Source organism: Halomonas binhaiensis, from assembly GCF_008329985.2.
Taxonomy (GTDB): domain Bacteria; phylum Pseudomonadota; class Gammaproteobacteria; order Pseudomonadales; family Halomonadaceae; genus Halomonas; species Halomonas binhaiensis.
The window spans coordinates 573,792-600,601 of sequence record NZ_CP038437.2 but is presented as its reverse complement, the minus strand read 5'-3'; the positions used below and the strand labels follow the sequence as shown (position 1 = coordinate 600,601).

The following is a 26,810-nucleotide window of genomic DNA, read 5'->3' as shown; positions in this document are numbered from 1 at the left end:
ATAACCCCAAGGGGTCTGTCAATCGATGACGATCACGACAATTGCCGGATACGCTTGAAACGTATCGTTTGCTCTTTCTCCGGGAAGAGAAAGAGACTTTGTCAGCATGATATACATTGTTAAAGAGCATTAGAGCCAGAGCCCTAAGCGGTGAACATTGCCATTTCAGTGGCAACATGCACGACTTAACGCTCGATCGATCAGGTAATTCATGTGAGCACTTACCGACAGTCAGTGACTTGTCGATTAAGGAGGTGATCCAGCCGCAGGTTCCCCTACGGCTACCTTGTTACGACTTCACCCCAGTCATGAACCACACCGTGGTGATCGCTCCCCCGAAGGTTAAGCTAACCACTTCTGGTGCAGTCCACTCCCATGGTGTGACGGGCGGTGTGTACAAGGCCCGGGAACGTATTCACCGTGACATTCTGATTCACGATTACTAGCGATTCCGACTTCACGGAGTCGAGTTGCAGACTCCGATCCGGACTGAGACCGGCTTTTCGGGATTAGCTCCACCTCGCGGCTTCGCAACCCTTTGTACCGGCCATTGTAGCACGTGTGTAGCCCTACCCGTAAGGGCCATGATGACTTGACGTCGTCCCCACCTTCCTCCGGTTTGTCACCGGCAGTCTCCCTAGAGTTCCCTGACCGAATCGCTGGCAAATAGGGACAAGGGTTGCGCTCGTTACGGGACTTAACCCAACATTTCACAACACGAGCTGACGACAGCCATGCAGCACCTGTCTGAGAGTTCCCTGAAGGCACCAATCCATCTCTGGAAAGTTCTCTCGATGTCAAGGGTAGGTAAGGTTCTTCGCGTTGCATCGAATTAAACCACATGCTCCACCGCTTGTGCGGGCCCCCGTCAATTCATTTGAGTTTTAACCTTGCGGCCGTACTCCCCAGGCGGTCGACTTATCGCGTTAACTGCGCCACAAAGCTCTCAAGGAGCCCAACGGCTAGTCGACATCGTTTACGGCGTGGACTACCAGGGTATCTAATCCTGTTTGCTACCCACGCTTTCGCACCTCAGTGTCAGTGTCAGTCCAGAAGGCCGCCTTCGCCACTGGTATTCCTCCCGATCTCTACGCATTTCACCGCTACACCGGGAATTCTACCTTCCTCTCCTGCACTCTAGCCTGACAGTTCCGGATGCCGTTCCCAGGTTGAGCCTGGGCTTTCACAACCGGCTTATCAAGCCACCTACGCGCGCTTTACGCCCAGTAATTCCGATTAACGCTCGCACCTCCGTATTACCGCGGCTGCTGGCACGGAGTTAGCCGGTGCTTCTTCTGTGAGTGATGTCCTTCCTCCAGGGTATTAACCCGAAGGCCTTCTTCCTCACTGAAAGTGCTTTACAACCCGAAGGCCTTCTTCACACACGCGGCATGGCTGGATCAGGCTTTCGCCCATTGTCCAATATTCCCACTGCTGCCTCCGTAGGAGTTCGGGCCGTGTCTCAGTCCCGATGTGGCTGATCATCCTCTCAGACCAGCTACGGATCGTCGCCTTGGTGGGCCTTTACCCCACCAACTAGCTAATCCGACATAGGCTCATCCGATAGCGCAAGGTCCGAAGATCCCCTGCTTTCCCCCGTAGGGCGTATGCGGTATTAGCCTGGGTTTCCCCAGGTTATCCCCCACTATCGGGCAGATTCCTATGCATTACTCACCCGTCCGCCGCTCGACGCCTGGAAGCAAGCTTCCATCGTTTCCGCTCGACTTGCATGTGTTAGGCCTGCCGCCAGCGTTCAATCTGAGCCATGATCAAACTCTTCAGTTAAAAGCTTGATAGTCCATTAAGTGGACCAAACTTGGCTCAAGGTTCAAACGTCTCGTTTGACGAGTCGCTTGCCTTGATATTCAGTGACTTGTCACCAACATATCGGCAAGCGCCCACATGAATTACCTGATCAATTGTTAAAGAGCATCTCGCTGTCTTGCGACTTGACCCGCTTCGCGGATCGCCCTGCGAGGAAGGCGTATTCTACAGACTCAGAAGCTTTCGTCAAGTGCCTATTTTTCAAGGCTCTGCTTCATCGAAGCAGTGAGACAGAAAGTCTGAACGAGCGCCTCATCAGCGACTCGTTTCGAAGTGGCGGACATTCTACTGATTTCAGCCTGTCCGTCAAGCGAAAAATTTTACCGAGCACTTAAAAAAGTCTTTTCAAATCAACCGCTTTTACCACCTCTTACCGCTGGTGACGTTGTCTCGTCCCCGGCAGCGGATGCGTACTTTACGGATTTCACCGGAGCCCTGCAAGGACTTTCTGTAAAAAAGTTTCAGGGCAATGACGCGACCATGAATCTGGCATGACATTCATGCCCGCCCCTTATCCACAAGGCCATTGCCAACACCCGCCTGTGGATAGCTTGGTGGCCTCGCGTAGAGACAACGACGCCCGCTCAAGGCGGGCGTCCATGCTGCGAAAACAAGTATAGCGGCTTAACGCGTACTGCGCCTCAATTTACGCATCAGCGCCAATACAGGCCCTGAAGCCACATAGGTACCAAACAACAGCAGCAGCATGACAGAAGGCTCAATGGAAATGACCACAAAGCCAAGCACGATAGCCAACAGCACGACAAAGGGTACCGGCCCCTTGAGATCGATGTCCTTGAAGCTGTAGTAGCGAATATTGCTGACCATCAGCACCCCTGCTGCGCCCACTACGAGCAGCATCAGTATCTTGAAGCCAAAGGCTTCAGCATCAAAGTTATGAAAGGTCCAGACGCTCGCCGCTACCAGCGCCGCCGCCGATGGACTCGGCAACCCGATAAACCACTTCTTGTCGACACTACCGATCTGCACATTGAAACGCGCCAGGCGCAAGGCAGCACAAGCCACATAGAGAAAGGCCACGACCCAGCCAGTCTTGCCCACATCCTGCAATATCCAGGTAAAGGCAACGAGACTAGGCGCCATCCCGAAGGAAATCATATCTGCGAGGCTATCGTACTCTGCACCGAAAGCACTCTGAGTGTTGGTCATGCGCGCCACTCGGCCATCCAGCCCATCGAGCACCATGGCGATGAAGATGGCAATGGATGCCGCACCAAAACTGCCGTTGAGTGCCGCCACCACCGCAAAAAAGCCCGAGAACAGAGCTGAAGTCGTAAACAGGTTGGGTAGCAGATAGATACCTCGGCGACGAATCTTTCGCCCCTCTTCTTCCGCCTCCTCGACTACTTCCGAATCACGCACAAAGGCCGAGGCGAGATCTTCCTCGGTGGTCGCCTTATCCTGATCATCGTGGTTGTTGGCATCCTGATTCATCACTTGCATCCATAGCCTTCGAAGATGGCCTCATTCTACACAACCATGGCAAAACCACCTGCACGCTAGCGAGCAAAGACACAAAAAAAGCGCGGATCTCTCCGCGCTTTTTATCAACTTGCATCAACTGCCCATCTAAACGAGGCAGTTTGTTGACTCAGTTCTTGCTCTTGTCGACCAACTGGTTGGCAGCGATCCAAGGCATCATGGCACGCAGCTTGGCGCCCACCTGCTCAATCTGATGCTCAGCGTTCAGGCGACGACGAGCTGTCATGGATGGATAGTTGGTGTTGCCTTCGTTGATGAACATCTTGGCGTACTCACCAGTCTGAATGCGCTTCAGAGCATTACGCATAGCAGCACGGGATTCGTCATTGATGACCTCAGGACCCGTCACATACTCACCATACTCAGCATTGTTGGAGATGGAGTAGTTCATGTTGGCGATACCGCCTTCGTACATCAGGTCAACAATCAGCTTGAGCTCGTGGAGACACTCGAAGTAAGCCATTTCCGGGGCATAGCCAGCCTCGGTCAGGGTTTCGAAACCAGCCTTGACCAACTCGACAGCGCCGCCGCACAGAACAGCCTGCTCACCAAACAGATCGGTTTCAGTCTCATCCTTGAAAGTCGTTTCGATGATACCGCTACGACCACCACCGATGGCGGCTGCATAAGACAAGGACAGCTCCTTCGCCTGGCCAGAAGCATCCTGATGGATGGCGATCAGGTCAGGAATACCACCGCCACGAGTGAACTCAGAGCGCACGGTATGGCCCGGGGCCTTCGGAGCGATCATCACAACGTCCAAGTCCTTGCGCGGCTCGATCTGGTTGTAATGGATATTGAAACCATGAGCAAAAGCCAGGGTCGCGCCTTCCTTCAGGTTCGGCTCGATATCATTCTCGTAGATGGCCTTCTGGTTCTCGTCAGGGGCGAGCACCATCACCACGTCAGCGCTCTTGCATGCTTCAGCTACGGAAGCGACTTTCAAGCCAGCAGCTTCAGCCTTGGCTGCAGAGGAAGAACCTGCACGCAGGGCGACGGTAACGTCAACTCCCGACTCCTTCAGGTTGTTGGCGTGGGCATGACCTTGAGAACCGTAACCGACGATGACAACTTTCTTGCTCTGGATGAGCTGAAGATCGCAGTCTTTATCGTAATAAACTCGCATGATGTGCTCCTGAAACCTATGTCGGAAAGACGGTGTAGATGTTCTTTTATGAAGTTCAGCGTTGATGGCCACCCGCGCCATCTTGTGTGGCGCTGGGCAGGCGGTCAGTGATGCCTGCCGCCGATGTCCCCACCTTACGCCCACATCGGTATTGCGTAAAACGCTATATTTGCAATACTACATTTCACATTATGAAATAAAGATTGCATTGCAAAATCGCCATGGACTTTCGCCCGCTACGACACTTTCTCACTCTATCTGACACTCTCCATTTCGGCCGGGCCAGTGATGCTTGCCATGTCAGCCCCTCCACCCTGAGTCGTTCCATTCGGGGCCTGGAAGAGCAACTCGGTGTGGCCCTCTTCCAGCGCGACAATCGCCACGTTGTGCTGACCGCTCAAGGAAGGCGCTTTCAGTCTTATGCTCGTGAAGCCCTGGAACAGTGGGAACAAGTACGCTTATCCCTGCAAAGCGATGCCAAGCAACTCACCGGCGAAATCAGCATCTACTGTTCAGTCACCGCCAGCTACAGCTTCCTGTACACCTTGCTGAGCGAATTTCGCGGTCGCCATCCCGGTATAGAACTCAAACTGCATACAGGTGACCCAGCTCGAGCCATTCAACAGGTTCTCTCTGGAGACGAGGACATGTCGATCACCTTTCGTCCCCGCCAGATTCCGGATGGATTGGCCTTCAAGTCGCTGACGCGCTCGGCACTGGTCTTCATCGCTCCTCATGAAGACCAGCCTTGGATCCCTCGAGAACCTCAGTCTCCCAGCCAGAGTCAGTGGAAAAGAGTCCCCATGATCCTTTCAGAATCAGGACTATCCCGGGAACTGGCTGACACATGGTTCAGGGCGCTGGGGGTCTCTCCCAAGATTTATGCCCAGGTCGCAGGCCACGAAGCCATCGTCAGCATGGTGGGCCTCGGTTTCGGCATAGGAGTAGTGCCACGCATAGTTCTGGAAGCCAGTCCCTTGGCCGAGCGAGTCAGAATCCTGCCAGTGAAGCCCGAATTGCCCTATTACGATGTTGGCCTGTGCGTGCTGAACCGGCGACTCAAGAACCCCTTGATCGATGCATTATGGCAAGAGGTGGAAGAGCGCTGATATAAGCCGTAAGCCGTAAGCCGTAAGCCGTAAGCCGTAAGCCGTAAGCCGTAAGCCGTAAGCCGTAAGCCGTAAGCCGTAAGCCGTAAGCCGTAAGCCGTAAGCCGTAAGCCGTAAGCCGTAAGCCACGAGTATCAAGCGGCGAACCGTCCAGTGCCCCCATGGATTACAGACAAAAGCCCTTGCAGTTCAATCACTGCAAGGGCTTTCATTTGGCGACTGAGCTCATGGCTTAAAGCTTATCGCTTACAGCTCGTAGCTCGTAGCTCGTAGCTCGTAGCTCGTAGCTCGTAGCTCGTAGCTCGTAGCTCGTAGCTCGTAGCTTAAAGGCTCAACACCTTGTCACCACGAGCAATACCAGAAACACCGGTACGGGCCACTTCCAGCACTCCCACCTGACTCATGGCCTGGAGGAATGCATCCAGCTTCTCTGCATCCCCGGTGATCTGCACGGTGTACAGACTCGGCGTCACGTCGACGATCTGAGCACGGAAGATATCCACCGTCCGCTTCACCTCGTCACGCGCAGCCCCCAGCGCCTTGACCTTGACCAGCATCAACTCACGCTCAATGTGATTGCCTTCCGTCAAGTCAACCAGCTTGATCACATCGATCAGCTTGTTGAGATGCTTGGTGATCTGCTCGATAACCCGATCTTCACCAACAGTAGTGACCGTCAGACGCGACAACGTAGGATCATCGGTCGGAGCGACGTTCAAGGTTTCGATGTTGAAGTTACGCTGGGAGAACAGGCCGACCACACGCGACAGTGCTCCCGGTTCATTTTCCATCAGAATCGAGATGATATGGCGCATCAGGTCCGCTCCGTCTTGGAAAGCAGCATGTCACGCATGGAGCCGAGTGGCACCTGCATCGGATAAACGTGCTCGTGCGGGTCCACGGCGACGTCGAGGAATACCAGTTCATGGGTATCGGCGAAGGCTCGTTCAAGAGCCGCCTCCAAGTCCTCTTTCTTCGTCACCTTCAGCGCAGTGAAGCCATACGACTCGATCAGCATCTGGAAATCAGGCAGCGATTCCATATAGGAATGGGCATGGCGTGACTTGTAGTTGAGATCTTGCCACTGACGCACCATGCCCAACGAGCCATTGTTCAAGTTGACGATCTTGACGCCACCACCGAACTGCTTACAGGTGGAAAGCTCCTGCATCATCATCTGGAAGCTGCCTTCACCGGTGAAACACACCACTTCTTCGTCCGGGAAATTCTGCTTGATGCCCATGGCAGCCGGGAAGCCAAAGCCCATGGTACCGAGACCGCCGGAAGTGATCAGACGATTGGGCTTGTCGAACTTGTAGTACTGGGCCGCAAACATCTGGTGCTGACCCACGTCGGTGGTCACATAGGCTTCACCACGCGTGACTCGACAAACGGCTTCGACGACTTCCTGCGGCTTGAGCACCTCACCCGGCTTGGAAGGCTCATAGAGCTTGCCACGCCGCTCTTCGCGCCAGCCATTGATGGTTTTCCACCAATCTTCCAGCGCTTCAGGGTTGGCGATATCCTGCCCCTGGACCAGGCTGATCATCTCATTGATGACACTTGCCGCAGGCCCCACGATGGGCACGTCGGCACGCACCGTCTTGGAAATGGAGCTAGGATCGATGTCGACATGGATGATCTTGGCTGTCGGACAGAACTTCGAAGTGTTATTGGTCACGCGGTCATCGAAACGCGCGCCAATCGCAATGACCAGATCGGCGTGATGCATGACCATGTTTGACTCATAGGAGCCATGCATCCCCAGCCAGCCGAGACATTGCTCATCGCTCTGCGGATATGCGCCGATACCCATCAACGTGGTGGTGATGGGGAAACCAAGCTGCTTCACCAGGTCCGTCAGCCCCTCACTGGCTTGACCTGTGATGACACCTCCGCCGGTATAGAACACGGGACGACGCGCTTTCAGCATCATCGCCACGGCCTTCTTGATCTGGCCAGTATGGCCACGGGTCACCGGGTTGTAGGAGCGTATCTTGACCTTCTTCGGATAGACGTACTCGTAGCGCTCCGTGGGCGCCGTCATATCCTTGGGAATATCCACCACCACGGGTCCCGGACGACCACTTGCAGCCAGATAGAAGGCCTTCTTCAGCGTCTCGGGAATTTCGCTCGGATGGTTGATGGTGAAGCTGTGCTTCACAATGGGGCGAGTCACCCCAACGATATCTGTCTCCTGAAAGGCATCATCGCCAATCAGGTGACTCATGACCTGGCCACACAGCACAACCATGGGAATCGAGTCCATGTATGCCGTAGCGATACCGGTCACCGCATTAGTGGCACCGGGGCCAGATGTTACCAATACCACGCCGGGCTTGCCGGATGCCCGGGCATAACCGTCTGCAGCATGGGTGGCAGCCTGTTCATGTCGAACCAGGATATGCTTGACCTTGTCCTGGCGGAACAGAGCGTCATAGATATGAAGTGCGGCGCCGCCCGGATAGCCGTAGATATACTCCACGCCCTCGTCGTGAAGGAAGCGGGCAATCATGTCCGCGCCTGAAAGCAATTCCACTGATGTATCTCCCCTGGAGGTCTCGAGTGCGATTCGCACTCCCTGAGTGCGAAGTCGAGTGCAGCGATATGCTGCTGCCGGCGCACCGGCACCTGATGCCAAACCCTGGCGTCTGTCGGCCCGGTTGGGGCCAGCACTCTCTATCACGGCGGGTCACCGCGTCGGGGCGTTGGCCAGGTTGGGCGGTTGGCCCAAACCCTGGAAGTCCTTCGGCGGGTAAAGGCCCTTGAGCCTACCCTTCACGCGGCGATGGGGGTATCCCGTCGATGCCGCGCCCGCAGTCAGGAACAGACAAGATTCCAATAGCCGCCAAAGCCTGTCAACCGCGCAATCCCGAGAATCGTTCGACAAGCACTTCCAGAACCTCTTCTCAGCCCAAGAAACTCGACTAATGTCTAGGGCTCAAATCTCGATTTAACCGCCCTGTACTGCTCTAATACACATGCTGACACGATTCACTAAACAATTTTGCATGACACAAAGGTTTCGTGGCACTGCATGCCTACGCACGTTGCCCGGCAATGACATCCGTCACGATCTCACCAACCAACAACATTCCAAGGAGGGCCCATGTCACGCATTGTGCAATGGTCCATCACCGTCGCCCTGGCAGGATTCCTGTTCGGCTTCGACACGGCGGTCATTTCCGGAGCCGACAAACCCATTCAGACGCTATGGGGGCTCAGCGACCTGCAACATGGCCTGCTGATCATGTCCATGGCCTTGTGGGGAACCGTACTGGGTGCCATCACCGGGAACTGGCCCACCGATGCCCTGGGGCGACGCACGACCCTCCTGTTGATTGGCGTGCTTTATCTGGTCTCGGCGGTTGGATCCGCAGTGGTCTCCGATCCTTGGCTGTTCGCCTTCTTCCGCCTGATTGGCGGCATTGGCGTAGGTATCTCTTCCGTGGCAGCTCCCACGTACATATCCGAGATTGCTCCGCCTCGTTCACGTGGTTTTCTGGTCGCCATGTACCAGTTCAACATCGTGTTCGGCATCTTGATGGCATTCGTGTCGAACTATGTCATTGGTTCCTTCTTCGCTTCCGAGAATGCCTGGCGCTGGATGCTCGGCATCGAAGCCGTACCGGCTCTGATCTATACACTGATGATCACTCGGGTGCCGCGCAGTCCTCGCTGGCTGATCCTCAAACGCAATGCAGTGGACGAAGCCACCCGTGTCCTCAGGATGATCAATCCCGATGCCAATGTGGATGCTGAAATTGCGGCTATCCGTGCTGCCGAGGATGATGAACGTGGTGCCCATGCCCGTTTCTTCTCTCGCCGCTACCGCCTGCCGATCCTGCTGGCTTTCCTGATTGCCTTCTTCAATCAGCTATCTGGCATCAACTTCATCATTTACTACGCCCCCAGGGTCCTTGAAGCCGCGCAACTCGGTAGCCAGGCAGCCTTGCTGTCCACTGCTGGCATCGGCCTGGTCAACCTGATATTCACCATGATCGGCATGGCACTGATCGACAGGCTCGGACGTCGCACGTTGCTGTTCATTGGCTCAGCAGGCTATCTGCTGTCATTGGTGCTGATCTCTCGGGCCTTCTACGGAGAAGCTTTGGGAGGTATCGAAGTGCCCTTGCTGCTGGCCTTGTTCATCGCTGCCCATGCCATCAGCCAGGGAGCCGTGATCTGGGTGTTCATCGCCGAAGTGTTCCCCAATCACGTACGTGCCCGCGGACAATCCTTTGGCAGCTCCATTCATTGGGTCTTTGCCGCGCTGATCACCCTGGTCATGCCCTGGGTGCTGGGCACCTTCAGTGGAGGTCCTGTATTTGCGTTCTTTGCGGTGATGATGCTGCTTCAATTGGTCTTCGTGACGTTCCTGATGCCCGAGACAAAGAACGTGCCTCTCGAGGAGCTGCAAAAGCATCTGGTTGGCGACAACGTCAGCCTGCGCCGGGTACACCTGTCTCGCGCTCGCGCCTGAATATCGCCAGCGGAACCTGAGACCAGCTCGCGAAACACAAAAAGCCCGCCAAGTGGGGAGCCAGGCGGGCAAAGGGGTCACAGGACGCAACCTGTTATTCAGTATAGCGGCTGAAACCAATGGCGCCCGCTGGGCGCCATTGGCAGTAGCGAATCACCACAATACGGTGAATAACTAACTGATATATCAGTGCTTGAATGTCAGGTGCCCTTCATCTGCATCCACGTGGATGACATCTCCAGGCTGGAACTTGCCTGCCAGCAAGTCCTGGGCCAGCGGGTTTTCGATCCGACTCTGGATGGCTCGCTTCAACGGACGCGCGCCATATACTGGATCGAAGCCCACCACAGCAAGTTGCGCCATGGCTGAGTCGCTGACATCAAGCCCCAGGTCGTGTTCAGCCAGACGGGAACGCAGACGCTCCAACTGAATGGCTGCGATAGCCTGAATCTGATCCTGACCCAGTGCGTGGAAGACGACAACTTCGTCGATACGGTTGATCAGTTCCGGGCGGAAATGCGTACCCACTACCTCCATGACGGTCTGCTTCATGCTTTCGTAGTCCGCATCGTTACCGCCATATTGCTGGATAATGTCCGATCCCAGATTCGAGGTCATCACGATGACCGTGTTACGAAAATCTACCGTCCGGCCCTGACCATCTGTCAGGCGCCCATCTTCCAGCACCTGCAACAGAATGTTGAAGACATCCGGGTGAGCCTTTTCCACCTCATCGAGCAGCAGCACAGAATATGGCTTGCGACGTACAGCTTCTGTCAGATAGCCCCCTTCCTCATAACCCACGTAGCCAGGGGGAGCCCCGATCAAGCGCGCGACGGAGTGTTTCTCCATGAACTCCGACATGTCGATGCGAACCATGGCCTCCTCTGTGTCGAACAGAAAGTTGGCCAAGGATTTGCACAGTTCGGTCTTGCCGACCCCAGTCGGACCGAGGAACAGGAAAGAACCATTGGGACGATTGGGGTCAGCAAGCCCCGCACGCGAACGGCGTACGGCATTGGCCACGGCATTGACCGCTTCATCCTGGCCGATCACCCGTTCATGCAATGCTTCTTCCATCCTCAACAACTTGTCACGCTCGCCTTCGAGCATCTTGGACACAGGAATTCCCGTCCAGCGAGAGACTACCTCGGCAATTTCTTCCTCGGTGACATTGGAGCGCAGCAGACGATGACCTGAGGTGTCTGCTTCCGCTTCTCCACTCTCGGCAATCTTCTTCTCCAGTTCCGGTATCACCCCGTATTGCAGCTCGGACATGCGCGCCAGATCGCCTTGACGACGGGCCTGTTCCAGATCGATACGCGCACGATCCAGCTCGTCCTTGAACTGCGCCGAACCTTGAATGCTGGCTTTCTCAGCTTTCCAGATCTCATCAAGGTTGGCGTAATCACGCTCCAGTTCGCCGATCTGCTCTTCCAGTGTTTCCAGGCGCTTGCGCGAGGCTTCATCGGTTTCCTTCTTGAGGTGCTCACGCTCCATCTTGAGCTGAATCAAGCGACGGTCGAGGCGATCCATTTCCTCAGGCTTGGAATCCAGCTCCATGCGAATGCGCGAGGACGCTTCATCGATCAGGTCGATGGCCTTGTCCGGCAACTGTCTATCAGTGATATAACGAGTCGATAACTTGGCAGCGGCAATGATGGCGCCATCAGTGATATCCACTCCATGGTGCACCTCGTAGCGCTCCTTGAGGCCACGCAGGATGGCTACGGTATCTTCTTCACTAGGCTCGTCCACCAGCACTTTCTGGAAGCGCCGCTCCAGTGCCGCATCCTTTTCGATGTACTGGCGATATTCATCCAGAGTGGTAGCGCCGACACAGTGCAGTTCACCACGAGCCAGCGCCGGCTTGAGCATATTGCCGGCATCCATGGCACCTTCGGCCTTGCCCGCACCGACCATGGTATGCAACTCATCGATGAACAGGATCACGCGCCCTTCTTCCTGGGACAGCTCATTGAGCACCGACTTCAGGCGTTCTTCGAACTCACCGCGGAACTTGGCCCCAGCCAGCAAAGATCCCATGTCCAACGACAGTACGCGTTTGTCCTTGAGACCTTCCGGCACTTCACCATTGATGATACGGCTGGCCAGTCCCTCGACGATGGCAGTCTTGCCCACACCAGGCTCGCCGATCAATACCGGGTTGTTCTTGGTGCGCCGCTGCAGCACCTGAATGGTGCGGCGAATCTCATCATCACGGCCGATGACCGGATCCAGTTTGCCATCGGCGGCCCGCTGGGTAAGATCCAGGGTGTACTTTTCCAAGGCCTCTCGCTTGTCTTCCGCATTGGGGTCATCGACCTTCTGGCCGCCACGCAGGCTGTCAATGGCGCTTTCCAGTAGCTTGCGTGTCAGTCCGGCCTGGCTCAGAGCCTTGGACACTGCATGTTTCATGTCGATGGCAGCAAGCAGCACCAGCTCGCTGGCGATGAACTGATCCCCCCGCTTCTGCGCTTCCGCATCAGTGAGGTTGAACAGTTTGATCAAATCGCGTGATGGCTGGACCTCCCCATCGAACTGGCTGACCTTGGGCAGACTGTCGATCTGACCGACCAGGGTGTCGCGCAACCGGTTGGCATCGCCACCCGCCTTCTGTACCAGCGCCTTGACGCCGGTATCGCGAGCATCCAGCAGCGCCAGCAGCAGGTGCGCCGGTTCCAGCTGATTGTGGCCGTGCCCCACCGCCAGAGACTGAGCATCAGCCACGGCATTTTGCAACTTGGCAGTAAATTTATCGAAGCGCATATCCTCTCCTTGGGATGGCGGCACTACATGGGAGTGTAGTTGAGCACGTAGCTGAAAATACCCGGACGCGCCGCTTGACCCGATCAATGTGACTTGACAAAGATATGGAGATGGTTTGCGCGATTTTCAAGCATGCACCACGCCGTCTCCACCCAGCAGCAGATGGGGCCACGCAGATGGAGAGGCACTTGCGGATGGATAGGCACTCGCAGATGGAGACGTATCGTCAAGGAACGAGGAAGAGCATCACAGATACGACATGATAAGCGTCAGCGTGATGTATGACGTCTCAACAACAGATCATTTCAACCAGATGACACTGGCCATGCGCCCGGTCTCACCGTCATCTCGACGATAGGAATAGAACCGCGATTCACAGGCCGTGCAAAAATGCCCGCCACTGATATGGGACACGCCAAGACGCTTGAGACGTAGACGCGCCAGCTTGTAGAGATCGGCCATGTGATGGCCCAAGCGATAAGGGCTGGGCTCGAAGGCACTCGCCGCTTCAGGCTGCACACTGCAGAAGGCCTCGCGGACTTCCGGCCCGACTTCAAACTGGGCCTTGGATATCGCAGGACCCAACCAGGCCATGAGCGATGACGGCGCAACACCGAGAGCCGCCACGGTGGCTTCCAGCACGCCACCAGCCAGACCGCGCCATCCCGCATGAGCCACTGCAACGCGCTGCCCTTCACGATCACAGAAGAACACTGGCAGACAATCCGCCGTCAGCACTACACATGCATAGTCCTGCCCAGCCACTAGTGCTGCATCGGCCTCGGGAACAGCGTCACTGAATTCCTGCTGCACACCCGCGCCATGGACCTGGTCAAGCCATAGCAACGGGCGGTCATCACCAATTTCCTTGCTCAGCTGGCGACGACACAGATTGACATGGTCCCGGTTGTCTCCCACATGGGCTGCCGGGTTGAAAGCGGCGAACAGTCCCTGGCTTGGGCCGGTTTCTCGGGTGGTGACAAAGGCCCCGACATTGGCTGGAGCTGGCCAGTCCGGGACGATCATCGTCGGTCTCAAGTCGATGGCATCGCTCATTGCATCGTCTCCGCATCTTCGCGTAGGTAGTCCATCAGCATCAACAGATCCTCCGCCAGAGGCACCTGAAAACTGACGTTTTCTCCACTGCCCGGATGAATGAAGGCCAGACGCCGAGCATGCAGGGCCTGACGTGGAAACTCGCGCAGAATTTCCTTGAGCACATCACTGGATCCAGCCGGTATCTTGAGACGTCCTCCATAGACGGGATCACCAATCAATGGAAAACGCACATGCGCCATGTGCACACGAATCTGGTGAGTGCGCCCAGTTTCCAGCTTGCAGCGCACGTGAGTGTGGGCACGAAAGCGCTCGACAACACGATAATGGGTGATGGCCTGCTTGCCGGACATCGTCACGGCCTGGCGCTTACGATCCTTGGCATGCCGCCCGATCGGTGCATCAACAGTGCCGCCCGCCGTCATCTTGCCCACCACCACCGCATCATATTCCCGCGACACACTGCGCGCCTGAAGCTGAGCCACAAGATTGACATGAGCCCCCAGTGTCTTGGCCACCACCATCAGCCCGCTCGTGTCCTTGTCCAGTCGATGCACGATACCTGCACGTGGCAACGTCGCAGCACCAGGAAAATGATGCAACAGGGCGTTGAGCAAGGTGCCATCCGGGTTGCCTGCCGCAGGATGAACGACCAGTCCCGGCGGCTTGTTGATCACCATAACTTCTTCGTCTTCGTAGACGATATCGAGGGGAATATCCTCAGCTTCAAAGCGAGTGTCGTCCTCGAGTTCGGCATTCAGGACCAGTAACTCGCCCCCATGGACCTTGTCCTTCGGCTTGGCTGGCTCACCATCCACGGTAAGGGCACCATCTTTGATCCACCCCTTGAGGCGTTCACGGGAATAATCAGCGAACAACTCGGCTGCCGCCTGATCAAGGCGGGCTCCTGCCAAGGAAACGGGAATACGCTGCTGAACATCAAGGGTCTGAGACATGAGGTACGCGAGGCTCTCCTGAAGAAACTACCGCTACGCTACTACCACGTAGCTATTGCACGTAGCTATTGCATGTAGCTATTGCATGTAGCTATTGCATGTAACTACTGCACGTAAGTACTGGTTGCAACAAATGGCCTGAGAGTTATTTTGCGCGGCGCCGAGCATCGGTAATGCACAGCACGCTGCAAAATTATTCGAAAAATCGGAACTTATAGAACGTAAACGGTCATTATGAGACAGCAACCACTCCATCACCACCCAGCATGAATCGTTTTCGGACCCATCCTAGAGACTGCGTTTCCGAACAAGGTGCTTTATAGTGGGCCAATCGCGGCCGATTCTACCACGGCCGACCCGGGTTGTTTGACAAGAGGAACACGATGCGCGTTATTACTTCACCCGCTGCTCGCCTGGGCGCCCTGGTGCTTGTGGGCGTTGTGCTGAGCGGCTGCGCCAGCAACGATGTCGATGAAGAACGCTACGATGGCGTTGCTGAACGCGAACTCTACGAGCAGGGACGCGAAGCTCTCGAGAGCGGTAGCTACGTGACGGCCAAGAACCGCCTTGAAGCTATTGATACGCGCTTTCCCTTTGGCGACTATGCTGAACAGGCTCAGCTAGAGCTGATCTATGCCTATTACCAGATGGATGATTGGGAAACTGCCCGTGCAGCAGCGAGTCGCTTCATTCGCCTGCACCCCAATCATGCTCAGGTTGACTATGCCTACTACATGCGTGGCCTGTCTGCCTGGCAAGCTGGTCGTTTCAGCCTGGAGTCACTCAAGCTCATCGACATCTCCGAGCGTGACGTAGGGGCGACCCAGGACGCCTATAAGGATTTCACCGACCTGGTCACTCGTTTCCCCAACAGCCAGTATGCACCGGACGCCCAGCAGCGCATCGTCTATCTGCGCAACTTGCTGGCCCAGCACGAGTTGCACGTGGCTGACTTCTACCTGCGCAAGAAAGCCTATCTGGCTGCCGTCCAGCGTGGTCGCTGGGTGATCGAGAACTATCCCCAGACAGACGCTTCCCGCGATGCCCTGGCGGTCATGGTCGAAGGTTACCTGGGCATGGAAATGCGTGATCGCGCGAGTGAGGTATTACGGGTATTGATCGACAACGATCCGGACAATGATCGCCTCGATGGCCGTCGCTTCGATCCCAAGTATGTCAAGGCGACGCCTCTCAGCGCCTGAGGCTTAGCCTTTGCGCAGCAAAAGCACCTTGAGCACAAGTGCTCACGACATAAGTGTTTAAAACATAAGTGTTTAGAACATAGATGCTGCGAACAAACAAAAACCCTGCAGAGAATCTCTGCAGGGTTTTTGTTGTCGTCCAGGGCGAGATGACTCAGGTCCTGTCGCCTAGTCGCCAGGCTGCCAGCCATTGACGATGGGATAACGACGGTCTCGACCAAAGCCACGCTTCGTCACGCGCACCCCAACCGGAGCCTGGCGGCGCTTGTACTCACAGCGGTCCACCAGCTTGACGACCTTGTACACATCTTCGGCAGCAAAACCTGCTGCAATGATCGCCTCGGCGCTCATATCACCTTCGATATAGCGCACGAGAATGGCATCAAGCGTGTCATAGTCCGGCAAGGAGTCACTGTCCTGCTGATCAGGCGCCAACTCGGCTGACGGTGGACGGTCAATGACCCGCTGCGGAATCACCAGGGATTCTGTATTACGCCAATTCGCCAGGCGATACACCCATGTCTTGTAGACATCCTTGATCGCGTTATAGCCGCCAACCATATCGCCGTAGAGAGTGGCATAGCCTACGGCCATCTCGCTCTTGTTGCCGGTGGTCAGCACCATCAGTCCTTTCTTGTTGGACAGGGCCATGAGCAGCACCCCACGGCAGCGAGACTGAAGATTCTCCTCCGTGGTGTCTTTTTCCGTACCCTCGAAGCTGTCGGCCAGGGTGGCCATGAAAGCATCCACCATTGGCGCAATGGGCAACACGCTGTACTCGATACCAAGCAGGCGGGCCTGTTCTGCCGCATCATCCTTGGAGATATCCGCCGTATAGTGGTATGGCATCATCACTGCATGAACCCGTTGAGGGCCCAATGCATCAACCGCGATTGCCGCAGACAGCGCCGAGTCGATGCCTCCGGAAAGCCCTAGTACCACGCCCTTGAAGCCACTCTTGTTGACGTAGTCACGCAAGCCTGTCACCAGGGCGCTATAGAGGTCTTCCTCCGGGGTGACATCGACATCCACGCTCCCTTCCCTGGGAATCCACTTGCCTTTCTCTTGCACAAAGTGAACTGGCTGCAGCCAGATATCCCAGTGAGGGGCCTGCACAGCGAGCTTGCCTTTGGCATCGACACAGCAGGAACCACCATCAAAGACCAGTTCATCCTGACCGCCAATCTGATTGACGTAGATGACGGGCAATGCCACATCAAGCGCACGTTGTTCAAGCAACTCCAGTCGTTCAGAAGGCTTGTCCTGGTGGTAAGGCGAAGCATTCAGGGTTACCAGAATATCGGCACCGGCATCGCGGGCCTGCAGTGAAGGACCTGACTCCCAGACATCCTCGCAGATCAGGATACCGAGCTTGGCTCCCTTGTGCTCAACCACCAGAGGCTTGTCCCCTGGCGTGAAGTAGCGCTGCTCATCAAACACCAGATAGTTGGGCAACAACTGTTTGGCATACTCGGCCAACCATTCTCCGTTGTAGAGCACGCCTGCCATGTTATACAGCTTGCCCTCACGACGCCCGGGATAGCCCACCACCACCATGACGTCCCTGACCATCTTCTCGGCCATCCGCGCACGCGCTTCGCGCAGGCGTGTTTCCATCGAGGGACGCAACAGCAGGTCTTCCGGTGGGTAACCGGTTAAAAAGAGTTCCGGCAGCACGACAATATCGGCGCCGTGTTCGAGGAATGCCTCTCGCACGGTCTCGATAGCCCGGTCGGCATTACCGGGGATATCGCCGACCATGGGGTCAAGCTGCGCCATCACCAGGTTGAGGTCTTGCATGGGTAGGGAAATCTCTTGAGAATCGGTGGTGTCAGCCCCCATTGTCCCGCAAGGGCGCCTCAGTGGCAAAGGGCAGCAACATGCCCTGCACTGGCACTCTTCATGGGGCCAGTCGTGGGTCTTTTCCTCATGGGACCTAAAGGATGAACCTGTTGATAATCCGCCTGATCATCTTCGCCGTCGTGTTCTTTGCCGGCCTCAAGCTATATCGCATGTATCGCGAATGGCGTCTGGCACAAGAAGATGACACCAAAGACACCGAAGGAGGCAAGATGGTGCGCTGCTCCTGGTGCAAGGTCCATCTCCCCGAACAGGACGCCCTGCGCTCCAGGGGAGAATGGTTTTGCTGTGGAGAGCACCGAGACAAGTATCTGGCCGAACTGACGGACCATCCTGATGATCAGGACGATCCATCCTGAACCTGACTCCGTGGCGCTCAGGCTTGCCCCAGGCGCCCTTCCAGTCGATAGGGTGCCGGATCGATGACAGGCGAGCGTCCCAGCATTTCATCGACCAGTAAGCGTGTCGATGCCGGTGCCAGGACCAGACCATTGCGATAGTGTCCGGCATTGACATAAATGCCGGGCATGCCGGGTACCTGGCCAATGAAAGGCACGCCATCTGGAGAGCCAGGTCGCAATCCGGCCCAATGGTGCTCGACTTCACAATCTGCCAGAGCTGGGATGATCGCGGTTGCACTGCGCCATAGGGACTCCCGGGCAGCAGCATCCGTGGTCTTGTCGAAACCGGCCTCTTCCAGTGTAGAACCTGCCAGAACACGGCCATCGGCCCGAGGTATCACATAACGCCCATCCATCAGTACGACACGATTGACCATACCGGGACGAGCCTTGAACAGCAGCATCTGGCCTTTGACTGGTCTGACCGGGAGGCGCAGGTCAAGCATTTCTAGCAGTTGTGAGCTCCACGCACCGCTGCAGATCACCACCTGATCGGCCGACAACGCTCCCAGAGAGGTCTCCAGGGTCGCCCCCTGACCTTTGGCGACTATGCCACGGACCTCGCAATTCTCGTGAAACGTCACCCTCGGCATGGCATCCAGGCGAGTTCTGAGCGAACGCATCAAGCGAGGATTGCGAATACTTCCCAAGGTTGGCATCCACAACGCTTCCTCGATGCCGGAACATGCCCCTGGCTCCTTGGTATAAATCATGTCCGAGCCAACCCGTGACAGCGGCTTGCCGACCTCTCGGGCCCACTTCAAGGCCTTGTCTTCGTCCTCTACCCGCAGATACAACAGCCCTTTCTGGCGATATTCAGGATCGACCCCCGTTTCCTCCAACAGGCGCAAGGCCAGCTCAGGGTATGCCCCCTCGGACCAGGTAGATAAGCGTGATACAGGCGCAGAATAACGCCAGGGATATAGAGGAGAGACAATACCGCCACCGGCCCAAGAGGCTTCTCTACCACAATGACCACGCTCGACCACGCTCACGCTATATCCAGCATCAGCCAGCTGCAGCGTCGTCATCAGCCCAATGACACCGCCGCCAATCACTACAAAATCACTCAAAATTTGTCTCCTGAAACTGATACCACCCTGCCCTCGATAGCGCTAGCCTGAAAACGCCCCCAGCCATTCCACTTGCCAGGACGGACGAGATGAGAAACAGGGAAAGTTTTTTGATCTGGAGTTCTTGTTCTCGGCTTCCACTGTCTCGCTCACATCTTGCAGGTGTCAGCCTATTGGAACTGCTCGTGGTCCTGGCTATCACTGCGATACTGCTCTCCCTGGCACTACCTGGGTATCGCCTGTTCTCTCAGCGCCAGGAACTCTCCCATGACCTGGTGCGCCTGCACAACGCCCTGAACCTGGCACGCAACAGCGCCATCACTCTGAGCCAACGAACCACGCTTTGTCCCAGCCACGACGGCGTGCATTGCAGTCACGACTGGAGTGACTCATTGTTACTCTTCAGCGGGCCTGCTGACGACAGCCAGATCCTGCATCGCTTTGAGTCCAGCCGAACCCGGTCGGTCACCTATAACCGAGGGGCAGCCATCGTCTTTCAGTCGAGCGGACGTGCTAGCGGCTATAACGGTACCTTCACCCTGTGCATGAAAAGCGGGCAAGGGGCGACATTGATACTGAGCAATTTCGGACGCACACGACAAGGAACAGAACCGGTTAGCTGCTGAGTCATCCATCCCGCCACATATACTGGCCATCCGCAGCATGTCGAATAATCAGGAAGTGCCTCGCAAGAATGGTATCACCATTACGAACACTCCCCATCACCATCAAGGCCTTATAGCCCTGGTAACGGCAGGAAGCGTAGCGATAGCTCACCGCGCCATTCGGCGCGATGGCAATATCAGGTGACCAGGTATGTGACGCTTCCCCACGCCGTGATGAAGATCTGGGTGATGAAGAGCCGAGTGACGAGGAAGCAAGCAACGAAGAAGTGGGCTGTAGAGAGAGAGCCTCACAGTCCAGATACTGATCTTCCGAGGCAGGAGTGCTGTCGGCCAGCTCTCTGCCTATCAATTCACTGTCTATCAGCACGCTACCTCCCCATTCTGCTGCCATGTTGGCCTGGGTCAAGGCATGCATGTTGGTGGCCAGATGCTGGTTGACCAATGCCGATGTCATGGCAGAAAGCGCCGCCATGCTGGTCGCCAGCAAAAGCATCAACACCATCAGCAGGGATGCGCCTGTCTGCGCCTGCCTGGGGCTCATTGCTCTGCCTTGAGCTGAGTGAGGACAACCGAGCGATCCACGACATGCAACACCAATGGTGTTGCAACGTCAGGCAAGTGCAGGGTGATGCGATAGATGCCATACCCCATGTCCATGACGACATGCTCGTCGCCACAGATCCCAGTACTGCTCAGACCATCTATCAAGGGTTGTCCTGACAAGCGGTCATACAGAGAACACCCCTGCCCGTTTGGGGCAGTGCGTAACTCATAGTCTCCTGGTGCGGCATCACCTCTCCGGAGCCCTGCAGATATTTCCTCCATGGCGTACGAGACCACTGCCTGACGCTCACTCAAGTCATCAAGCACCTTGGCATTTTGCTGTATGCCAAGAAATAGCTGGCTAGCTCCAAGAATGACCAGGGATGCAACGACCATCGCCACCAGCAGCTCGACCAGGCCAGCCCCCGATTGATCTGCAAAGGAATGTTTCATGCATCACCTCCTGACTGTTTCGGCCAGCCGGCCGGCAGTTTGAGGCGATATTCGAGACTCATGGTTTCCGAGTCGAAGCGTGCATCCTGCCAATCAATCTCGATCACGAATGCACAATCAGGTAATGCAGTGACAGGATTGGCAGAGAGCCCTGGAAGGAAGGGGCGCCAATGTTGTCTCCAATCACTGGCGTTGACGACACGGGGCAATGGACACGACCTGACGTCACCACTCGCCAGTGCAGCCCAAAGGCGCTCTCTGGCATCTTGTGCAGCGAGGTCGGCTATCCCCCATTGCACACTGGCATGAGCCCCTTGCAGACTACGAGCCTGCATCGCAGTAACGCCCAACAGCCCTGATGACAACACCAGAAACGCTACCAATGCTTCCAGCAAAGTGAAGCCAGAGCGATCCGATGCACATGCTTCAGACGACAGGAGTTCATTCTCACCAGCACTCATTCGGCCCTCGCTTCCCATCCTGTTGCAGGACCAGAGTGGCACATGGAGCACTGACCTCACTCTTGTCCAAAGCCTTGGCTGTCAGGTGATAGCGTCCTGCCTCCGACTTCATGCTCACTTGGTAGTAGCCCTGGGGCGAGTGTCCAGATACCTCACCACAGCTCGCGTGGTGATAGGAAAATGCACGGGTATAGCACCGCTCCAGACGAGCGGCTGCATCAGACAGAGCGACGCGGCCATCAGCAACCCTGGCTGCTTTCAGATAGTCGCGGTAGATGGGAACGGCAATGGCCGACAGTAAACCCGTAATTGCCAACACCACCAACAATTCCAGCAGCGTGACACCCTCTTCCCTGGAGGAAGAAAGCATGTGGCGAATAGAAACCATCCCTGGCCCCTCGTTCTCTCTGTTGCGTCATTATGTCGTTATGCACACCTCCAACCACCCGAGCCAGATCAGTTTTCGAGCGCACAGAATATGCCAGAACGAAAAACGCCAGGGCGGCCTGTACAGGCCGCCCTGGCGTTTTTCATCATTCATCAAGCGTTCAACGATGAGTCCTACCTGCCCTCAACTACTGGCAATGACGCGCTCACGCAGTTCCTTCGGCATTGAGAATGTAATGGTCTCCTCACGGCCATCCAGCTCCACAGGAGCAGTGGCGCCTAGCGCCTTGAGACGCTCGATGACTCCCTGCACCAGCACTTCAGGTGCACTGGCACCTGCTGTCACCCCAACCGCCGAGACACCATCGAGCCAGGAGGGGTCGATCTGCTCAGCATTATCGATCAGATACGCCGGAGTCCCCACTCTTTCGGAAAGCTCTCGCAAGCGATTGGAGTTGGAACTGTTGGGGCTTCCCACTACCAGGACCAGATCACAGCCATCTGCCAGTTCCCGCACCGCATCCTGACGGTTCTGGGTCGCATAACAGATATCATCCTTGCGAGGCCCCTGTATTTCAGGGAAGTGCTTGCGCAACGCATCGATCACCTTGGCGGTGTCATCCATGGACAAGGTCGTCTGAGTGACAAAGGCCAGATTCGCCGCATCCTTGACCTGCAGCCTGGCCACATCGTCCTCATCCTCGACCAGGTAGATCCGGCCACCGTGGGAGGTATCGTAGCGTCCCATGGTGCCCTCGACCTCCGGATGGCCTGCATGACCAATCAGCACACACTCCTGGCCACGACGGGCATAGCGCAACACTTCCAGGTGGACCTTGGTCACCAATGGGCAGGTCGCATCAAATACCTTGAGCCCGCGTCGCTCCGCCTCTTGCTGCACCGCTCGAGACACGCCATGGGCCGAGAAGATGACAATGACGTCGTCAGGGACTTCATGAAGCTCCTCGACGAACACCGCACCACGCTCACGCAGGGTATCGACCACGAAACGGTTGTGCACAACCTCATGGCGCACATAGATCGGCGGCCCGAACACATCCAGAGCGCGATTGACGATCTCGATGGCTCGGTCGACGCCAGCACAGAAGCCGCGCGGATTGGCCAGCTTGATTTGCATGATTCGCCTCAATGAGTGGTAGCAGGCTTAACGCCCAATATTTCCACTTCGAAGGTCAGGGTACGCCCAGCCAGCGGATGATTGAAGTCAACCGCGACCATATCCTCCTCGATTTCACTGATTACGCCCGGCAATTCATCACCATTGGCATCAGCGAAGGACATTACCGTGCCGATCTCCGGTTCCTCATCCTTGAACACATCGCGCTTCATACGCTGAATGTTCTGCGGATTATGCTGACCGAAAGCATGTTCAGGAGCAATTTCGAAGGTTCCATTTTCACCACCGGCCATGCCCTTCAGTGGATGCTCGAACCCCGGAGGCAGATTGCCATCCCCCATCTGGAACGTCGCTGGCGTCTTGTCCTTCGTGGTATCCACCACGGTGCCATCTTCCAGCTTGAGAGTGAAGTGAAGCGTCACTTCCATTCCCTCGTCGATACGGTAATCGCTCATTGGCATTCTCCCATCATCGTTCAGCCTTGCTTGGCACGACGCTTCTCGCCGAACACGGATTCCCAGATCAGACCAATGGCACCGACGGTGATGCCAATATCCGCCACATTGAACGCAGGGTAATACCAGCCTGCGGCATGAAACGACAGGAAATCGACGACATAGCCCAGAAACAGGCGATCATAAAGGTTACCCAAGGCCCCGCCGATGATCAGCGCCAGGCAAGCACCCAGCACTTTCTCGTCGCTCTTGAGCCGCCGCATCCATATGGTCAGGGCAACGGTTGCCGCCACGGCAATCGCCGCAAACAGCCAGCGCTGCCAACCCGGATGGCTGGCAAGAAAGCTGAAGGCAGCTCCGGTGTTATGCAGCAGCGTCAGGTTGAAGAATGGCAATACTTCAACCGGGGTCGCGTAGGTCAGTTGGCTGCTGGCCAAGGCCTTGGTCGCCAAGTCCAGTGCAATCCAGGCAATCGCCAGCCACCACCAGCGCAGAGGCTTGTACATCGGTTCCCGTGCAGACATGTTGCTTGCTACCTCAGGCATAATGACGACTCTCACCGGGGCCTTCCGGCAGGTTGCTCACACAACGGGAACACAGGTCCGAGTGGGCTTCGATAGTGCCTACTTCAGGACGATGGTGCCAGCAGCGCTCGCACTTGCTGTTCGTGCTTGCAGCTACGGCCACTTTCAGCCCCTCGAGATCCGTGGCCTCCGCTGTACCGGCATTGGCCAGAGGAGCCAACGTAACCTCACTGGTAAGCATCACGAAACGCAACTCATCACCCAGCCGCGCCAACAGTTCCTGCAACTCATCGTTCACATACAGGGTGACCTCGGCGGCCAGGCTTCCTTTGATGACCTTGGCGTTACGGGCATCTTCCAGGCACTTGTTGACCGACTGCTTGACCGTCAGCAGTTGCTCCCAGAACTCACGCCCCATGGAGGCTTCAGGCGACAGGGTGGAGAGGCCGTCATAATAGGTCTCCAACAGCACACTGTGGCCATCGTCCAGACCTTTTTCACCGGGGATATTCTCGAAGATCTCCTCGGCGGTGAAGGACAGGATAGGAGCCACCCAGCGCACCAGAGCCTGAACGACATGATAAAGCGCCGTCTGACAGCTGCGACGCGCCACGGAGTCGACCTGAGTGGTGTACTGGCGATCCTTGATCACATCCAGATAGAAACCACCCAGTTCCCGGGCACAGAAACCGTGCACTTGCTGGTAGACATCAAGGAAGCGGTATTCTTCGTATGCCTTGTGAATGCGCTCCTGCAATTGGGCAGCCCGATCAACCACCCACTGATCCAGTGCCAGCATATCGTCGAAGGCCACGGCATCCCGCCCAGGCTCGAAGCCATTCAGGTTGGCCAGCAGGAAACGCGCCGTGTTGCGAATACGGCGGTAAACATCCGCAGTACGCTTGAGAATCTCATCGGATACCGCCATTTCACCGGAATAATCGGTGGAGGCGACCCACAGACGAAGGATATCGGCTCCCAGCTTGTCCATCACTTCCTGGGGTGCCACCACGTTGCCCATGGACTTGGACATCTTGCGTCCCTGGGCATCCACCGTAAAACCATGCGTCAGGAGACCACGATACGGCGGATGACCATCGATGGCACAACCGGTCAGCAAGGAAGAATGGAACCACCCGCGATGCTGGTCAGAGCCCTCCAGGTACAGGTCTGCACGCGGGCCGCTCTGATGCCCATGAGGATGAGAACCACGCAGCACGTGACGGTGCGTGGTTCCGGAGTCGAACCACACGTCCAGGGTATCCGTCACCTTTTCATACTGACCGGCCTCATCACCCAGCAGTTCCTTGGCGTCCAGGCGGAACCAGGCATCAATGCCTTCCGAGTCCACACGCTTGGCAACGTCTTCCATCAACGCCACAGTTTTTGGATGCAGTTCCCCGCTCTGCTTGTGCAGGAAGAACGGGATGGGAACCCCCCAGTTACGCTGGCGTGAGATACACCAGTCAGGGCGGTTGGCAATCATGCTATGCAGACGCGCCTTGCCCCAAGCCGGAATGAACTGGGTTGCCTCGATACCTTCCAGAGCACTCTCGCGCAGGGTACGACCATCCTTGCCCGCAATGTCCATGCCCACAAACCATTGCGCGGTAGCACGATAGATCACCGGCGTCTTATGGCGCCAGCAGTGCATGTAACTGTGGGTGATCGTCTTGTGGGCCATCAGGGCGCCAGCTTCATCCAGCGCTTTCACGATATTGGGATTGGCCTTCCAGATCAGTTCACCACCGAATAGCGGCAGATCATCGACATAGACGCCATCGCCCTGTACCACGCTGATGAAGTCGCTGAAATCCATGCCATAGCGACGACAGGACTCAAAGTCGTCGACACCATGAACCGGAGCGGAGTGGACAATACCCGTGCTGCCGACTTCGCTCTCGACATATTCCGCCAGGTAGACCGGAGCCACCCGATCATAAAGCGGATGCCGGAAAGTGATCAGCTCCAGCTTGTCACCGCGCGCGGTGGCAATCACCTCACCTTCGAGACCGTAACGCTCCAGGCAGCTCTCGACCAGTTCCTCGGCCAGCAGCAGCAGGCGGTCACCAACATCGACCAGCGCATAGGTGAATTCAGGATGAACATTCAGTGCCTGGTTGGCAGGAATGGTCCATGGCGTGGTCGTCCAGATGACCACCGCAGCAGGCTTGGGCAATGATGCCAGGCCAAAGGCAGCCGCCAGCTTGTCGTCCTCGGCGCAGACAAAGGCCACATCGATGGCATCGGACTTCTTGTCCGCATACTCGACCTCGGCTTCAGCCAGCGCCGAGCCACAATCGAAGCACCAGTTGACCGGCTTCAGGCCCTTGAATACATAACCGCCTTCGACCATGTCGGCCAATGCCCGGATCTCGCCGGCTTCGTTGCTATAGTCCATGGAGCGATAGGGATTATCCCAGTCGCCGATCACGCCCAGGCGCACGAAATCCTTGAGCTGCCCCTGAACCTGCTCAGTCGCATATTCCCGACACAATTCCCGGGCTTTCTCCGCCGGCATGTCCTTGCCGTAAGTGGTCTCGACCTTATGCTCGATAGGCAGGCCATGACAATCCCAGCCTGGAACATAAGGTGCATCGAACCCTGCCAGGTTCTTCGACTTGACGATGATGTCCTTGAGGATCTTGTTGACGGCGTGACCAATATGAATGCTGCCGTTGGCATAGGGAGGGCCATCGTGGAGCACGAAAATATCGCGGCCCTGGCGCGCCTCGCGCAGACGCTGGTAAAGATCCAGCTCCTGCCACTGCTCAACCCTGCTCGGCTCGCGCTTGGGCAGATTGCCGCGCATGGGGAAGTCAGTTTCTGGCAGATTCAGAGTGTGCTTATAGTCGCTCATA

General features: G+C 56.4%; 22 protein-coding genes and 1 rRNA gene. 5 read left to right on the top strand and 18 right to left on the bottom strand.

The window, feature by feature from the left end:
* Window positions 1-247 precede the first annotated feature (247 nt).
* The 3 genes from E4T21_RS02660 to ilvC all read right to left on the bottom strand — a co-directional run bounded on the left by E4T21_RS02660 (window position 248) and on the right by ilvC (window position 4,453).
* Window positions 248-1,785: ribosomal RNA gene (locus tag E4T21_RS02660) — 16S ribosomal RNA — on the bottom strand.
* 663 nt (window positions 1,786-2,448) lie between these two features.
* Window positions 2,449-3,279, bottom strand: coding sequence for a CDP-diacylglycerol--serine O-phosphatidyltransferase (pssA, locus tag E4T21_RS02655; protein ID WP_149283269.1), 831 nt, complete (start codon window positions 3,277-3,279; stop codon window positions 2,449-2,451).
* A gap of 157 nt (window positions 3,280-3,436) precedes the next feature.
* Window positions 3,437-4,453 carry a ketol-acid reductoisomerase gene (gene ilvC, locus E4T21_RS02650; protein WP_149283267.1) on the bottom strand — a complete coding sequence of 339 codons (1,017 nt, stop codon included), beginning with the start codon at window positions 4,451-4,453 and terminating at the stop codon, window positions 3,437-3,439.
* 221 nt (window positions 4,454-4,674) lie between these two features.
* Here ilvC and ilvY point away from each other — a divergent pair, with 221 nt between their 5' ends.
* Window positions 4,675-5,562, top strand: coding sequence for an HTH-type transcriptional activator IlvY (gene ilvY / locus E4T21_RS02645; RefSeq protein ID WP_149287002.1), 888 nt, complete (start codon window positions 4,675-4,677; stop codon window positions 5,560-5,562).
* A gap of 323 nt (window positions 5,563-5,885) precedes the next feature.
* On the opposite strand, the gene ilvN is transcribed toward ilvY, so the two are convergent.
* Both ilvN and E4T21_RS02635 read right to left on the bottom strand, forming a co-directional pair.
* Window positions 5,886-6,377 (bottom strand): acetolactate synthase small subunit, encoded by a 492-nt coding sequence (gene ilvN / locus E4T21_RS02640; RefSeq protein WP_149283265.1) that lies wholly within the window; start codon window positions 6,375-6,377, stop codon window positions 5,886-5,888.
* A complete protein-coding gene (locus E4T21_RS02635) occupies window positions 6,377-8,101 on the bottom strand; it encodes an acetolactate synthase 3 large subunit (RefSeq protein ID WP_149283263.1) in 1,725 nt (574 codons plus the stop codon). The genes ilvN and E4T21_RS02635 overlap by 1 nt, the downstream gene beginning before the upstream one ends.
* A gap of 570 nt (window positions 8,102-8,671) precedes the next feature.
* Between E4T21_RS02635 and E4T21_RS02630 the strand changes: the two genes are divergently transcribed.
* Window positions 8,672-10,045, top strand: a complete 1,374-nt coding sequence (locus tag E4T21_RS02630) for a sugar porter family MFS transporter (RefSeq protein WP_149283261.1) — start codon at window positions 8,672-8,674, stop codon at window positions 10,043-10,045.
* Window positions 10,046-10,231: 186 nt separating this feature from the next.
* On the opposite strand, the gene clpB is transcribed toward E4T21_RS02630, so the two are convergent.
* From clpB to rluD, 3 genes are all read right to left on the bottom strand, one after another.
* Window positions 10,232-12,814, bottom strand: a complete 2,583-nt coding sequence (clpB, locus tag E4T21_RS02625) for an ATP-dependent chaperone ClpB (RefSeq protein ID WP_149283259.1) — start codon at window positions 12,812-12,814, stop codon at window positions 10,232-10,234.
* 300 nt (window positions 12,815-13,114) lie between these two features.
* On the bottom strand, window positions 13,115-13,870 hold the full coding sequence (pgeF, locus tag E4T21_RS02620; RefSeq protein ID WP_149283257.1) for a peptidoglycan editing factor PgeF: 756 nt from the start codon (window positions 13,868-13,870) through the stop codon (window positions 13,115-13,117).
* Window positions 13,867-14,826 carry a 23S rRNA pseudouridine(1911/1915/1917) synthase RluD gene (gene rluD / locus E4T21_RS02615; RefSeq protein WP_149283255.1) on the bottom strand — a complete coding sequence of 320 codons (960 nt, stop codon included), beginning with the start codon at window positions 14,824-14,826 and terminating at the stop codon, window positions 13,867-13,869. The genes pgeF and rluD overlap by 4 nt, the downstream gene beginning before the upstream one ends.
* A 383-nt stretch (window positions 14,827-15,209) precedes the next feature.
* Between rluD and E4T21_RS02610 the strand changes: the two genes are divergently transcribed.
* The gene (locus E4T21_RS02610) at window positions 15,210-16,028 is read left to right on the top strand and encodes an outer membrane protein assembly factor BamD (RefSeq protein WP_149283253.1); all 819 of its coding nucleotides are present in this window, start codon (window positions 15,210-15,212) and stop codon (window positions 16,026-16,028) included.
* 168 nt (window positions 16,029-16,196) lie between these two features.
* Here E4T21_RS02610 and E4T21_RS02605 read toward each other — a convergent pair whose 3' ends face one another.
* Window positions 16,197-17,828 (bottom strand): NAD+ synthase, encoded by a 1,632-nt coding sequence (locus E4T21_RS02605; protein WP_149283251.1) that lies wholly within the window; start codon window positions 17,826-17,828, stop codon window positions 16,197-16,199.
* A 143-nt stretch (window positions 17,829-17,971) separates the two neighbouring features.
* Here E4T21_RS02605 and E4T21_RS02600 point away from each other — a divergent pair, with 143 nt between their 5' ends.
* Window positions 17,972-18,247: a PP0621 family protein gene (locus tag E4T21_RS02600; RefSeq protein WP_149283249.1), complete on the top strand. Its 276-nt coding sequence runs from the start codon at window positions 17,972-17,974 to the stop codon at window positions 18,245-18,247.
* A gap of 17 nt (window positions 18,248-18,264) precedes the next feature.
* Here E4T21_RS02600 and thiO read toward each other — a convergent pair whose 3' ends face one another.
* Window positions 18,265-19,362: a glycine oxidase ThiO gene (gene thiO, locus E4T21_RS02595; protein ID WP_149283247.1), complete on the bottom strand. Its 1,098-nt coding sequence runs from the start codon at window positions 19,360-19,362 to the stop codon at window positions 18,265-18,267.
* An 89-nt stretch (window positions 19,363-19,451) separates the two neighbouring features.
* Here thiO and E4T21_RS02590 point away from each other — a divergent pair, with 89 nt between their 5' ends.
* Window positions 19,452-19,988: a GspH/FimT family pseudopilin gene (locus E4T21_RS02590; RefSeq protein WP_149283244.1), complete on the top strand. Its 537-nt coding sequence runs from the start codon at window positions 19,452-19,454 to the stop codon at window positions 19,986-19,988.
* 1 nt (window position 19,989) lies between these two features.
* Here the strand turns inward: E4T21_RS02590 and E4T21_RS02585 are convergent, their stop codons facing one another.
* The 8 genes from E4T21_RS02585 to ileS form a co-directional block, all read right to left on the bottom strand.
* Window positions 19,990-20,529, bottom strand: a complete 540-nt coding sequence (locus E4T21_RS02585; protein WP_149283242.1) for a hypothetical protein — start codon at window positions 20,527-20,529, stop codon at window positions 19,990-19,992.
* Window positions 20,526-20,984, bottom strand: a complete 459-nt coding sequence (locus tag E4T21_RS02580) for a PilW family protein (protein WP_149283240.1) — start codon at window positions 20,982-20,984, stop codon at window positions 20,526-20,528. The genes E4T21_RS02585 and E4T21_RS02580 overlap by 4 nt, the downstream gene beginning before the upstream one ends.
* Window positions 20,981-21,445 carry a type IV pilus modification PilV family protein gene (locus E4T21_RS02575; protein ID WP_187775090.1) on the bottom strand — a complete coding sequence of 155 codons (465 nt, stop codon included), beginning with the start codon at window positions 21,443-21,445 and terminating at the stop codon, window positions 20,981-20,983. The genes E4T21_RS02580 and E4T21_RS02575 overlap by 4 nt, the downstream gene beginning before the upstream one ends.
* Window positions 21,432-21,833, bottom strand: coding sequence for a type IV pilin protein (locus tag E4T21_RS02570; RefSeq protein WP_149287001.1), 402 nt, complete (start codon window positions 21,831-21,833; stop codon window positions 21,432-21,434). The genes E4T21_RS02575 and E4T21_RS02570 overlap by 14 nt, the downstream gene beginning before the upstream one ends.
* Window positions 21,834-22,016: 183 nt before the next feature.
* Window positions 22,017-22,970, bottom strand: coding sequence for a 4-hydroxy-3-methylbut-2-enyl diphosphate reductase (gene ispH / locus E4T21_RS02565; RefSeq protein WP_149283236.1), 954 nt, complete (start codon window positions 22,968-22,970; stop codon window positions 22,017-22,019).
* Between the two features lie 8 nt (window positions 22,971-22,978).
* A complete protein-coding gene (gene fkpB / locus E4T21_RS02560) occupies window positions 22,979-23,425 on the bottom strand; it encodes an FKBP-type peptidyl-prolyl cis-trans isomerase (protein WP_149283234.1) in 447 nt (148 codons plus the stop codon).
* A 20-nt stretch (window positions 23,426-23,445) separates the two neighbouring features.
* The gene (gene lspA, locus E4T21_RS02555) at window positions 23,446-23,949 is read right to left on the bottom strand and encodes a signal peptidase II (protein ID WP_420827720.1); all 504 of its coding nucleotides are present in this window, start codon (window positions 23,947-23,949) and stop codon (window positions 23,446-23,448) included.
* Window positions 23,950-23,962: 13 nt separating this feature from the next.
* The gene (ileS, locus tag E4T21_RS02550; RefSeq protein WP_187775089.1) at window positions 23,963-26,809 is read right to left on the bottom strand and encodes an isoleucine--tRNA ligase; all 2,847 of its coding nucleotides are present in this window, start codon (window positions 26,807-26,809) and stop codon (window positions 23,963-23,965) included.
* Window position 26,810: the final 1 nt, after the last annotated feature.

What these genes read in the sequence shown, in the direction of transcription:
- rluD (WP_149283255.1), bottom strand. Translation starts at nt 14,826, where the DNA reads ATGTCTCAGACCCTTGATGTTCAGCAGCGTATTCCCGTTTCCTTGGCA.
- E4T21_RS02610 (WP_149283253.1), top strand. Translation starts at nt 15,210, where the DNA reads ATGCGCGTTATTACTTCACCCGCTGCTCGCCTGGGCGCCCTGGTGCTT.
- pssA (WP_149283269.1), bottom strand. Translation starts at nt 3,279, where the DNA reads ATGAATCAGGATGCCAACAACCACGATGATCAGGATAAGGCGACCACC.
- lspA (WP_420827720.1), bottom strand. Translation starts at nt 23,949, where the DNA reads ATGTCTGCACGGGAACCGATGTACAAGCCTCTGCGCTGGTGGTGGCTG.
- ileS (WP_187775089.1), bottom strand. Translation starts at nt 26,809, where the DNA reads ATGAGCGACTATAAGCACACTCTGAATCTGCCAGAAACTGACTTCCCC.
- E4T21_RS02630 (WP_149283261.1), top strand. Translation starts at nt 8,672, where the DNA reads ATGTCACGCATTGTGCAATGGTCCATCACCGTCGCCCTGGCAGGATTC.
- ilvC (WP_149283267.1), bottom strand. Translation starts at nt 4,453, where the DNA reads ATGCGAGTTTATTACGATAAAGACTGCGATCTTCAGCTCATCCAGAGC.
- E4T21_RS02590 (WP_149283244.1), top strand. Translation starts at nt 19,452, where the DNA reads ATGAGAAACAGGGAAAGTTTTTTGATCTGGAGTTCTTGTTCTCGGCTT.
- E4T21_RS02575 (WP_187775090.1), bottom strand. Translation starts at nt 21,445, where the DNA reads ATGAGTGCTGGTGAGAATGAACTCCTGTCGTCTGAAGCATGTGCATCG.
- E4T21_RS02585 (WP_149283242.1), bottom strand. Translation starts at nt 20,529, where the DNA reads ATGAGCCCCAGGCAGGCGCAGACAGGCGCATCCCTGCTGATGGTGTTG.
- ilvY (WP_149287002.1), top strand. Translation starts at nt 4,675, where the DNA reads ATGGACTTTCGCCCGCTACGACACTTTCTCACTCTATCTGACACTCTC.
- E4T21_RS02605 (WP_149283251.1), bottom strand. Translation starts at nt 17,828, where the DNA reads ATGCAAGACCTCAACCTGGTGATGGCGCAGCTTGACCCCATGGTCGGC.
- E4T21_RS02570 (WP_149287001.1), bottom strand. Translation starts at nt 21,833, where the DNA reads ATGGTTTCTATTCGCCACATGCTTTCTTCCTCCAGGGAAGAGGGTGTC.
- ilvN (WP_149283265.1), bottom strand. Translation starts at nt 6,377, where the DNA reads ATGCGCCATATCATCTCGATTCTGATGGAAAATGAACCGGGAGCACTG.
- pgeF (WP_149283257.1), bottom strand. Translation starts at nt 13,870, where the DNA reads ATGAGCGATGCCATCGACTTGAGACCGACGATGATCGTCCCGGACTGG.
- E4T21_RS02580 (WP_149283240.1), bottom strand. Translation starts at nt 20,984, where the DNA reads ATGAAACATTCCTTTGCAGATCAATCGGGGGCTGGCCTGGTCGAGCTG.
- clpB (WP_149283259.1), bottom strand. Translation starts at nt 12,814, where the DNA reads ATGCGCTTCGATAAATTTACTGCCAAGTTGCAAAATGCCGTGGCTGAT.
- ispH (WP_149283236.1), bottom strand. Translation starts at nt 22,970, where the DNA reads ATGCAAATCAAGCTGGCCAATCCGCGCGGCTTCTGTGCTGGCGTCGAC.
- E4T21_RS02600 (WP_149283249.1), top strand. Translation starts at nt 17,972, where the DNA reads ATGAACCTGTTGATAATCCGCCTGATCATCTTCGCCGTCGTGTTCTTT.
- fkpB (WP_149283234.1), bottom strand. Translation starts at nt 23,425, where the DNA reads ATGAGCGATTACCGTATCGACGAGGGAATGGAAGTGACGCTTCACTTC.